This window comes from Micromonospora sp. KC207, from assembly GCF_004348615.1.
Lineage (GTDB): Bacteria > Actinomycetota > Actinomycetes > Mycobacteriales > Micromonosporaceae > Micromonospora.
The window spans coordinates 1-10348 of sequence record NZ_SMKJ01000259.1 but is presented as its reverse complement, the minus strand read 5'-3'; the positions used below and the strand labels follow the sequence as shown (position 1 = coordinate 10348).

Sequence of the window (10348 nt, the reverse complement as noted above, 5' to 3'; positions counted from 1 at the left end):
GGCACCTACGCACCAAAGCCGGCTGCCCCGCCGCCTCACCGAAACCGAGCCGACCAGGCCCCGGACGACCACCCGGACACCCCAACCGCCACCGAGCCGCCCGCCACGACGTCCACATCGTCACAGCCGCTACCAGCAACAAGCCGAACAGCAACACCAAGAAAACGAAGACCTCGAATAGCCCGAGGCCACGACGCAAGGGTTAAAGATCAAGCTAGGGCAGGCTGCGACATCGTCAGCGCCTGGCAGCACTCTGGGCCGCCCCGTTGCCCGCCGCCGAGGTGGCCTGGCGCTGCTTGGGGCGTACGACGGATCCGGCCGGCTGCGGGCGGCGGGCCGGGACCGGCGGCGGGCTCTGCACGATCAAACCCGCAGGTTGTACGAAGATGGAGCGCTGCGCGACCGCCTCGCCCTTGGCGTCGAGCTGGTAGCCGTGCAGCCAGATCCAGCCGTGGTAGGTGATCCAGTCCTCTCGGACCTTGATCAGCCGGAAGAAGATCGGCTGGACGAACTGCGGACTCGCCGCCCGGGTCACGTGGAAGACCATCCCCGCGCGGAACTCGATCACGCCGGCCGCGTGCGGTGCAGGGCTGGGCGTGGTCACTCGCGCTCACCCGGCCAGTGGCCGCGTCTGATGGGGAGCTTGTGTTTCTGCCGGCAGGGCAGCTCGTTGCCGCACTTGCAGACGTACCGCCATCTGATCCAGGACCAGATCGGCCGGTGCCGGCGGGCGAGGGTCGCCGCGACGGCGGCGAGGTACTGGCCGTAGGTGATGCGTCTGCGCATCCCTGCCTCCTCCGGGTGCGGGGACGCGGCGGCCGGGCCACGCACGGTCATCCGGCCGCCACATCCTGCAACACCATGGCATGCAGATTAGGAAAACCGCAATATGCGGACTCCCGAACTCCCTCCAGCGTGTCTGCGAAGGGGATTCTGTCGCTCGGGTGGCAAGATGGCAGGGTGCCTCAACGCCAAAGCCCCACGGTCAGGCGCCGACGACTGGCTATGACCCTGCGGCAACTCCGTGACCGGGCCGGCCTGACCTCAGCCGAAGCGGCTCGCCGAGTCGATCATGACGGGAGTTGGCTCAGTCGGGTCGAAACAGCTGAGGTCCGGCCGCACCCGAACGACGTGCGTGCGCTGCTGGCTCTGTACGGCGTCGAGGGTGCCCAGGCGGAAGCTGTCATCGCGGTGGCCCGGCAGGCGAAGCAACGCGGCTGGTGGCAGCGGTACAGCGATGTCCTGCCCGACTGGTTCACTGCCTACGTGGGGATGGAGTCCGAGGCATCGATCATCCGCACCTACGAGTGCCAGATGGCACCCGGCCTGTTGCAGACCGAGGACTACGCCCGCGCGGCCTTTCAGGGTGCTCCAGTCCCAATGCGAGATAGTGAGGTGGAACGTCAGGTTGCGTTGCGGATGGAGCGGCAAGCCATCCTGGCCTCCGACGACCCGCCGATGCTGCGCGTGGTCATCGACGAGGGAGCAGCCCGGCGCATGGTCGGCGGCCCGGAGGTGCTGCACGGGCAGCTCATGCGGCTAATCGAGGATTCGACCCGAAGCAACATCCAGATCCAACTACTCCCGTACTCGGCCGGGGTTGGCTTCGACGGAAGCTTCGTGATCCTCGACTTCCCGCCGATGCCCGAGCCGTACCCGGAGGCGGTCGAGGAACGGATGGTGTACGTCGACACCCTGACCGGCGCGCTGTACCTGGACCGGCCATCCGAGATCGCCAGCTACGCCGCAGCGCACGAGCAACTTCAAGCCCTTGCGCTGGCACCCGGGCCGACACGAGATACGCTCCGGACGATCGCGGCGGACTTGATCACGTAGGAGGGCGCGCAGCATGGACCTGCCTCGCGGAACTTGGCGCAAGAGCACCAGGTCCGGCTCAAGCGGCAACTGCGTGGAGGTTGCCAGCCCGCCCGGGAGGGTCATGGTCCGCGACAGCAAGGACCGTCATGGCCCACTGCTGTCCTTTACCTCAAAGCAGTGGACCGGCTTCGTCAATGGCGTCAAGGCCGGAAGCATCGACGCCTGACTGCTACCAGGACCATGAGGTCCTTCCCGGTAGCTTGGCGAGATTCGATCACGGTCGACTGGTGCCTGACCAGGAAGTTCCCTGTTTCCGCCCCTCGAATGCACCCGGATGGGTTGCGCCAGCGTGCAGTTCGGCTCGACAGGTAGCCCAACCTCAAACTGGTGATCAAGCGCTTGGCTAAGCAACTCGGTGTTGATCCCGATGCGCTGCGCAGCTAGAGCCTGTGTCGAAGTCAGGCCCACGTTTCGTCGTACGTGGGCAGGGGATGGAGTTCGGCGATCCTGACTTGTCCCTGCTCCGCGAGCGTGTTCGACCGGGACAAGATCACGCTCGATCGGGGAAAGAGTGGTGTCGCTCCCGGACGGAGGCCACTCTTTCCCTGATCGAGCACGATCTTCGGCCTGCGACCCTGTGCCGCATTTTTCTATTAAAGCCCGGTGGCGTTACCACAAGTCTCGTTGGTCTTCACCTTGCCCCTCAGTAGGACTTGTCCTGCCCGAGTACGTGCTGCGCCACGAAGTTGAGGATCATTTCCCGGGTCACCGGGGCGATCCGGTAAGCCCGCACGGCCCCCAGCAGCGTCGCCACGCCGTACTCCGTGGTCATGCCCGCGCCGCCCAACGTTTGCACCGCCGTGTCCACGGCGAGCGCGGCGGCCTCGCCGGAGGCGTACTTGGCCATGTTGCCGGCGACGCCGGCCTCCAGGTCCCGGCCGGCGTCGTACAGGGTCGCCGCCTTGTAGATCATGAGGCGGGCCAGTTCCACCTGCACGGCCGCGTGCGCGAGCGGGTGCGACACCCCCTGGTGGGTGCCGATGCTCCGGCCACCCCACACCTTGCGGGTAGCCGTGTACCCGCTGGCCCGCTCGATGGCGTACCGGCCGGTGCCGACGCCCATCGCGGCGACGGTGATCCGTTCCGGGTTGAGCCCGCAGAACAGCGCGGGCAGGCCGGCGTCCAGCGACCCGCCGACCAGGGCGTCGGCGGGCAGCCGCACGTCGTCGAGGTAGAGCATGAACTGGTTCTCCGGGGAGACGATCTCCATGTCCAGCTTGGAGCGGGTCAGCCCGGGGGCGTCGGTCGGCACCAGGAACAGGGCCGGCTTCAGCTTGCCGGTCGCCGCGTCCTCGGTGCGGGCCACCACCAGCACGTACTGTGCGTCGTCGACGCCCGAGATGTAGCACTTGCGGCCGGTCAGCAGCCAGTCGTCGCCGTCGCGGCGGGCCACCGTGCCGAGCCGGTGGAAGTTCGACCCGGCCTCCGGCTCGGTGATCGCGAACACCACCTTCAGGGTGCCGTCCGCCATGGCGGGCAGGAAGCGCGCGCGCTGCTCCTCGGTGCCGTGCCTGGTGACGATCGTGGCGACGATGGCGGGGGAGACCACGAGCAGTAGCAGTGGGCAGCCGGCGGCGGCCAACTCCTCGCAGACGATGGTTAGCTCGGTGATGCCGCCGCCCCCGCCGCCGTACTCGGTGGGGATGTTGACGCCGAGGTAGCCGAGCCGGGCGGCCTCGTTCCACAGCTCGGTGGTGTGCTCGCCGGACTTCGCCTTCTCGACGAAGTAGCCGTGGCCGTACTTGCGGCCCAGCGCCCGGACGGCATCGCGGAGCTGGCCCTGCTCGTCGGTGAGGTCAAAGTTCATGACGGTGCCTCCTCGAGGGCGGTGACGACGGCCAGCACGGCACCGGTGTCGACCTGGCCGCCGGCCGGCACCGGCAGCTCGGCGACCACGCCGTCGGCGGGGGCGAGCACGGGATGTTCGAGCTTCATCGCCTCCAGGGTCAGCAGCAGGTCACCGGCGGCGACCCGCCGACCCACCTCGACGTGCACCCGGGCCACTGCGCCGGGCAGCGGCGCGAGCAGCGACCCGGCCGCCAGCTCCGCCGTCGGCAGCGGGAAGCGCGGCAGCTCGGCCAGGCTCGCCGCCCCGTCCGGGCCGTCCACGAAGACCTCGGACCCCACCCGGTGTACGGAGTACGCGCGCCGCACGCCGTCGACGTCGAGGACCACCCGGTCCGGGGCGGCGGCGACCAGGGCCACGCTGGGCGAGAACGAGCGCTCGCCGGCAGACACCGAGCACTCGGCGAGTGCGCCCGTGCGGTCCAGCCGGTAGCGGACCTCGACCTCGTCGCCGCCCGGCCCGGCGTACCGGGTGATCTGCGGGAACGCCGGCACGTTGCGCCAGCCCGAGGGGAGCCCGGCGAGCACCGGGGCCGCCGCCCGACGTTCTGCGGCCGAGGCGAGCGCGGCGGCGAGGGCCGTCAGCGGCAGCTCGTCGGCCGGCAGCAGCGGGGCGAACACGTCGGGATGCCGCGCCAGGAAGCCGGTGTCCACCTCGGCCGCCCCGAACTCGTCACTGCGCAGCACCCGGACCAGCAGGTCCCGGTTGGTGGTCACCCCGTGCAGCTCCGCGCGGGCCAGGGCGCCGGCCAGCAGCCGGGTGGCCTCCGCGCGGGTCGGGGCCCAGGCGACCAGCTTCGCCAGCATCGAGTCGTAGTGCACGCCGACCGTCGAGCCGTCCACCACCCCCGAGTCGAGGCGCAGCCCCCTCGCCGGCCCGAACTCGCCAACCACCCCGGGGACCGCGAACCGGTGCAGGACGCCCGTCGCCGGCCGGTAGCCACGAGCCGGGTCCTCGGCGCACAGGCGTACCTCGATAGCGTGGCCGTCGGGCGGCGGGGTCGCCGCCAGCGGCAGCGCCTCGCCCTCGGCGACCAGCAGTTGCAGCCGGACCAGGTCCAGGCCGGTGACCGCCTCGGTGACCGGGTGCTCCACCTGGAGGCGGGTGTTCATCTCCAGGAAGAAGATCTCACCGTCCGGGGCGAGCAGGAACTCCACCGTGCCCGCGCCCACGTAGCCGACCGCGCGGGCGGCGGTGACCGCTGCGGCGTGCAGCCGCTGCCGCACCCCGTCGGGCAGGACCGCCGGAGCCTCCTCGACGATTTTCTGGTGCCGGCGCTGGATCGAGCAGTCCCGCTCGCCCAGCGCCAGCACCGTGCCGTGGCTGTCGCCGAAGACCTGCACCTCGACGTGCCGGCCCCGCTCGACGTACCGCTCGACGAAGACCGTGCCGTCGCCGAACGCCGCCGCCGCCTCGCGGCGCGCCGACGCGACGGCCTCGGCCAGCCCGGCGGGGTCGGAGACGATCCGCATGCCGCGCCCGCCGCCCCCGGCGGACGCCTTCACCAGCACCGGGAAGGCGGTGATCTCGGCGGTGTCGGTCCAGGTCGGCAGCATCGGCACGTTCGCGTCGGCGAGCAGCGCCTTCGCCGCCATCTTGTCGCCCATCGCGGCGATCGCCTTGGCGGGCGGCCCCACCCAGGTCAGTCCCGCGTCGGTCACCGCCGCCGCGAAGTCGGCGTTCTCGGCGAGGAAGCCGTAACCGGGGTGCACGGCGTCCGCGCCGGTCAGGCGGGCCGCCGCCAGGATGAGATCGGCCCGCAGGTACGTCTCGGCGGGCGTGTTCCCCGGCAGGCGTACCGCCAGGTCGGCCTCGGCGACGAAGGGCGCGTCGGCGTCGGCGTCGGAGTGCACGGCGACCGTGGCGACGCCGAGCGCCCGGCAGGTGGCGAGGACCCGGCGGGCGATCTCGCCCCGGTTGGCGACCAGCAGCTTCTGGATCACTGAGCCTGCCTTTCGTTCGCGACTGCGGGACTCCGCTTCGCTGCGTTCCTCGCGCTCACATGCGAAAGACGCCGAAGCGGTCGGCACCCCGTACCGGTCCGCTGTGGATCGCCGACAGGCAGAGCCCGAGGACGGTACGGGTGTCCCGGGGGTCGATCACCCCGTCGTCGTAGAGCCGGCCGGAGAGGAACAACGCCCCGGACTGGGACTCGATCTGCTGCTCGACCATCGCCCGCATGGCGGCGTCGGAGTCCTCGTCGTACTCCTGCCCCCGGGCGGCGGCGGCCTGCCGGGCAACGATCGACAGCACCCCGGCGAGCTGCGCCGGCCCCATCACCGCCGACTTGGCGTTCGGCCAGGTGAACAGGAACCTGGGCGCGTACGCCCGCCCGCACATGCCGTAGTTGCCGGCCCCGTACGAGGCCCCCAGGTTGACCGTCAAATGGGGGACCTTCGAGTTCGACACCGCGTTGATCATGAGCGCGCCGTGCTTGATGATGCCGCGCTGCTCGTAGGAGGTGCCGACCATGTAGCCGGTGGTGTTCTGGAGGAAGACCAGCGGGGTGTCGGCGGCGTTGGCGAGCTGGATGAACTGGGTCGCCTTCTGCGCCTCCTCGCTGAACAGCACGCCCCGGGCGTTGGCGAGGACCCCGACCGGGTACCCGTGCAACTCACCCCACCCGGTGACCAGCGCCGTCCCGTACGCGGGCTTGAACTCGTCGAACTCGCTACCGTCGAGCACCCGGGCGAGGACCTCACGCGGGTCGAACGGCACCTTCAGGTCGGCGCTGACGACGCCGAGCAACTCCTCCGGGTCGTACTTCGGCGGCTCGGGGAACGCGGTGCGCGGCGGCGGGCCAAGCTTGCGCCGATTCAACCGGCGGACACACCGCCGGGCGAGCCGGATGCCGTCCCGCTCATCCTCAGCGAGGAAGTCCGCCAGCCCGGAACGGGTCGCGTGCATGGCCGCGCCGCCGAGGGACTCGTCGTCGGTGACCTCGCCCGTCGCCATCCGCACCAGCGGCGGCCCGGCCAGGTAGACCTGCGACCGGTCCCGGATCATGATCACGTGGTCGGACATGCCGGGCACGTACGCGCCGCCGGCCGTGGCGTTGCCGAACACCACGCTGACCGTGGGGATCCCCTCGGCCGAGAGCCGGGTCAGGTCGCGGAACACCCGCCCGCCCGGGATGAAGATCTCCGCCTGGGTGGGCAGGTCCGCACCGGCGCTCTCCACGAGGTTGATCATCGGCAGCCGGTTGGCGAGGGCGATCTCCCCGGCCCGCCGGGTCTTCGCCAGGGACCACGGGTTGACCGCGCCGCCGCGTACCGTCGGGTCGTTGGCCACGACCAGGCACTCCACGCCCTCGACCACGCCGATCCCGGTCACCACGCTGGCCCCGACCGCGAAATCCGTCCCGTACGCGGCGACCGGCGACAGCTCCAGGAACGGGCTGTCCGGGTCGAGCAGCAGCTCGATCCGCTCCCGGGGAAGCAGCTTGCCGCGCCCGTGGTGGCGGGCCACGTACTTCCCGCCGCCGCCCGCGCGGGCCCGGTCGAGGGCCGCTTCCAGCTCGGCGAGGCGCTCCAGCAGGGCCTCCCGGTTGGCCCGGAAGGCCGGCGCGGACGGGTCGAGCGCGCTGCCCAGCGTCGTCACAGCCCCATCCCCTTCGCGATGATCTCGTTCATGACCTCGGTGGTGCCGCCGCCGATGCCGAGGACCCGGGCGTCCCGGTAGTGCCGCTCCACCTCGGCGTCGCGCAGGTAGCCGTAGCCGCCGTGCAGTTGCAGCGCGGCGTCGACCACGTCCGCGCAGGCCGCCACCGCCACGTTCTTCGCCATCGCCACCTCGGTCACCACCGGCTCTCCGGCGACCGCTCGAGATCGTGGCGCGGCGGCGGACGCACCGAGCTGGAGCGGTCGGGCGACCCGCTCGGCCACCTCGTGCACGTACGCGCGGGCCGCCTCGGCGCGGGTGTGCATCTCGGCGAGCCGGTGCCGGACGAGCTGCCGGCTGGCCAGCGGCCGGCCGAACGTCGACCGGTCCCGGCACCAGCGCACCGCCAGCTCCACGCAGCGCTGCGCGATCGCGTACGCCTGGGTGGCCAGCGACAGCCGCTCCGTGGCGAAGTGCTGCATGATCGTCAGGAAGCCCGTGTCCTCCGCGCCGATCCGGTTCGCCACCGGCACCCGCACGTCGACGAAGGACAGCTCGGCGGTGTCCGAGCAGTGCCAACCCAGCTTCTCCAGCGGCCGGCCGACGGTGAACCCGGGCAGGCCCTTGTCGATCACCAGCAGGCTCAGCCCGCCCATCCCCGGCGGGCTGGTGCAGACCGCGGTGGTCACGAAGTCCGCCCGGATTCCGCTGGTGATGTAGGTCTTCGCCCCGTTGACCACGTAGTGGTCGCCGTCGCGGTGGGCGTGGGTACGGATCGAGGCGACGTCCGAGCCGCCGTCGGGTTCGGTGATCGCCAGCGCGCCGATCGCCGTGCCGGCCAGGGCGGGCCGGGCGTACCGGTCGATCAGGTCCTCGTCGCCGGACGCGACGATGTGCGGCACCGCGATGCCGTGCGTGAACAGCGCCGCGACCAGCCCCGACGAGCCGCCCGAGCGGATGATCTCCTCGGTCACCACGATCGAGTCGAGCAGGTCACCGCCGCTGCCACCGACCCGCTCGGGGAAACCGACGCCGAGCAGGCCGACCTTCGCGGCGGTGGCGTGCAGCTCCCGGGGCACCTCGCCGGCCCGTTCCCAGTCGGCCAGGTGCGGCAGCACCTCGCCGGTGACGAACGCCCGGGTCAGCTCACGCAACTGCCGCCGCTCGGGGGTGTCGACGATGGTCACGCCGTGGCCCTCCCGGTCGCCGCGAGATCTGGCGCAAGATCTGGCGGGAGCGCTGTGGGCAGGTCGACCACGCGGGATCGCAACAGCTCGCCCAGCGCCTTCGCCTGCGGGTCGAACCGGGTGGACGCGGCCACCCCCTGCCCGAGCAGCCCCCGGATCACGAAGTTCACCGCGCGCAGGTTCGGCAGCTCGTACCGCTCGACGGTCAGTGGTGCGGTCTCCGGCAGCAGCTCGGCCAGCCGCTCGACGGTGAGCCACACGCGCAGCCACGCCCAGGTGGCGTCGGTACGGGCCCAGACGCCGAGGTTCGCGTCGCCGCCCTTGTCGCCCGACCGCGCCCCCACCAGCTCGCCCAGCGCCCCCCGCCGGGTGCGGTTCGGGTGCAAGGAGGGGCCCCCTGTTAACGCATTCTGTTGCACAGGGGGCCCCTGCGAACACGTCACCGGCGGGGGCGCGATCGGCACCCGCTCGCCCGACGGCAGCACGGCCACGTGCTCGACGGCGTCCTGCGGCACGGCGTCGGCGGTGAACACGCCGTACGGGGTGGCGTCGCCGGGCAGGGTGGTGAGCGTGCAGCCCGGGTAGGAGGCCAGCGCCAGCTCCACCGCGGCGGCCGAGAACGCCCGCCCGGCCCGCGCCTTGTCGCCGTCGCGCAGGTGTACGTGCAGCAGCGCGCTCGCCGCCTCCGTGTCGCCCGCGTCCGGGTGGTCGGTGCGGGCCAGGACGAACTCCAGCCCGGGCGCGCCCACGGCCGCCTCGATCTGGCCCCGGACCAGGGCCGCCTTGGCCGGGATGTCCAGCCCGCACAGGACGAACGTCATCGAGTTGCGGAACCCGCCGAGGCGGTTCACCCCGACCTTGAGGGTGCCGGGCGGCGGGGTGCCCCGAACCCCGCTGACCCGCACCCGGTCCGGCCCGTCGGCGGTCAGCTCGATCGTGTCCAGCCGGGACACCACGTCCGGGCCCAGGTAGTGGGGGCCGCCCACCTCGTACAGGAGTTGGGCCGTGACCGTCTCCACCGTGACCGCGCCGCCGGTACCCGGGTGCTTGGTGACGACCGAGGAACCGTCCGGGTGGATCTCGGCGATCGGGAAGCCGGGGCGGTGGCCGCCGTCGGGCAGCTCGGTGAAGAAGCTGAAGTTGCCGCCGGTGACCTGTGCGCCGCACTCGATCAGATGCCCGGCCACTGTCGCCCCGGCCAACGCGTCGAGGTCGTCGCGTTGCCAGCCGAACCGGGCGATGGCCGGCCCGACCGCCAGGGACGCGTCGGTGACCCGGCCGGTCACCACGACGTCGGCCCCGGCGTCGAGGCACGCGGCGATCCCGAATGCCCCCAGGTACGCGTTCGCGGTCAGCGCGTCGGGGCGGGCCAGGGCGTCGCCCTCGACGTACCCGATGGCGGCGGTGAGGCCGAGCCGGTCGGCGAGCGACCCGATCGCGGCGGCCAGCCCGGCCGGGTTCGACCCGCCGGCGTTGGTCACGATCCGTACCCCCCGCTCCAGCGCCGTGCCGAGGCACCCCTCGAGCTGGCGGAGGAACGTCCTCGCGTAGCCGAGCCCGGGGTCGCGCAGCCGGTCCCGGCCGAGGATCAGCATGGTCAGCTCGGCCAGGTAGTCGCCGGTCAGCACGTCCAGCTCGCCGCCGTCGAGCATCTCCCGCCAGGCCGCCGACCGGTCACCGTAGAAGCCGGACGCGTTCCCGACCCGCAGCGGCGCGCTCACGCGACCACTCCGGGCCGGGTGCCCAGCGGCTCGCGGCAACTGCCCGGACCCGTCGGTCAGATCCGTACGCAGGTCCGTGAGGTCGACCATCGTGCCTCCAGGGGGCCGGGCGGGGC

General features: G+C 71.9%; 9 protein-coding genes. 2 read left to right on the top strand and 7 right to left on the bottom strand.

The features are described from left to right. Nucleotides 1–235: 235 nt before the first annotated feature. Together E1258_RS34075 and E1258_RS25560 are read right to left on the bottom strand one after the other, a co-directional pair. Entirely contained in the window at nucleotides 236–604 is a 369-nt protein-coding gene (locus tag E1258_RS34075; protein WP_207919711.1) for a hypothetical protein, read from the bottom strand. Then, nucleotides 601–786, bottom strand: a complete 186-nt coding sequence (locus E1258_RS25560) for a hypothetical protein (RefSeq protein WP_132405604.1) — start codon at nucleotides 784–786, stop codon at nucleotides 601–603. The genes E1258_RS34075 and E1258_RS25560 overlap by 4 nt, the downstream gene beginning before the upstream one ends. A gap of 219 nt (nucleotides 787–1005) precedes the next feature. Between E1258_RS25560 and E1258_RS25555 the strand changes: the two genes are divergently transcribed. Together E1258_RS25555 and E1258_RS25550 are read left to right on the top strand one after the other, a co-directional pair. Beyond that, nucleotides 1006–1836, top strand: coding sequence for a helix-turn-helix transcriptional regulator (locus tag E1258_RS25555; protein WP_132405602.1), 831 nt, complete (start codon nucleotides 1006–1008; stop codon nucleotides 1834–1836). 13 nt (nucleotides 1837–1849) lie between these two features. Beyond that, nucleotides 1850–2044 carry a DUF397 domain-containing protein gene (locus tag E1258_RS25550; protein WP_132405600.1) on the top strand — a complete coding sequence of 65 codons (195 nt, stop codon included), beginning with the start codon at nucleotides 1850–1852 and terminating at the stop codon, nucleotides 2042–2044. A gap of 477 nt (nucleotides 2045–2521) precedes the next feature. On the opposite strand, the gene E1258_RS25545 is transcribed toward E1258_RS25550, so the two are convergent. From E1258_RS25545 to E1258_RS25525, 5 genes are read right to left on the bottom strand one after another with little or no spacing between them, the layout of a single operon-like run. Next, the gene (locus tag E1258_RS25545) at nucleotides 2522–3685 is read right to left on the bottom strand and encodes an acyl-CoA dehydrogenase family protein (RefSeq protein ID WP_132405598.1); all 1164 of its coding nucleotides are present in this window, start codon (nucleotides 3683–3685) and stop codon (nucleotides 2522–2524) included. After that, nucleotides 3682–5667, bottom strand: coding sequence for a biotin carboxylase N-terminal domain-containing protein (locus tag E1258_RS25540; protein WP_132405596.1), 1986 nt, complete (start codon nucleotides 5665–5667; stop codon nucleotides 3682–3684). Before E1258_RS25540 ends, E1258_RS25545 begins: the two co-directional genes overlap by 4 nt. Before the next feature lie 55 nt (nucleotides 5668–5722). Continuing rightward, nucleotides 5723–7324 carry an acyl-CoA carboxylase subunit beta gene (locus E1258_RS25535; protein WP_132405594.1) on the bottom strand — a complete coding sequence of 534 codons (1602 nt, stop codon included), beginning with the start codon at nucleotides 7322–7324 and terminating at the stop codon, nucleotides 5723–5725. Further along, entirely contained in the window at nucleotides 7321–8511 is a 1191-nt protein-coding gene (locus E1258_RS25530; protein ID WP_132405592.1) for an acyl-CoA dehydrogenase family protein, read from the bottom strand. The genes E1258_RS25535 and E1258_RS25530 overlap by 4 nt, the downstream gene beginning before the upstream one ends. Next, the gene (locus tag E1258_RS25525) at nucleotides 8508–10232 is read right to left on the bottom strand and encodes an acyclic terpene utilization AtuA family protein (protein WP_132405590.1); all 1725 of its coding nucleotides are present in this window, start codon (nucleotides 10230–10232) and stop codon (nucleotides 8508–8510) included. The genes E1258_RS25530 and E1258_RS25525 overlap by 4 nt, the downstream gene beginning before the upstream one ends. Nucleotides 10233–10348 lie beyond the last annotated feature (116 nt).

Bases quoted from the DNA above. Each gene is read 5' to 3' on its own strand.
- E1258_RS25560 (WP_132405604.1), bottom strand. From the start codon at position 786: ATGCGCAGACGCATCACCTACGGCCAGTACCTCGCCGCCGTCGCGGCG.
- E1258_RS25555 (WP_132405602.1), top strand. From the start codon at position 1,006: ATGACCCTGCGGCAACTCCGTGACCGGGCCGGCCTGACCTCAGCCGAA.
- E1258_RS25550 (WP_132405600.1), top strand. From the start codon at position 1,850: ATGGACCTGCCTCGCGGAACTTGGCGCAAGAGCACCAGGTCCGGCTCA.
- E1258_RS25545 (WP_132405598.1), bottom strand. From the start codon at position 3,685: ATGAACTTTGACCTCACCGACGAGCAGGGCCAGCTCCGCGATGCCGTC.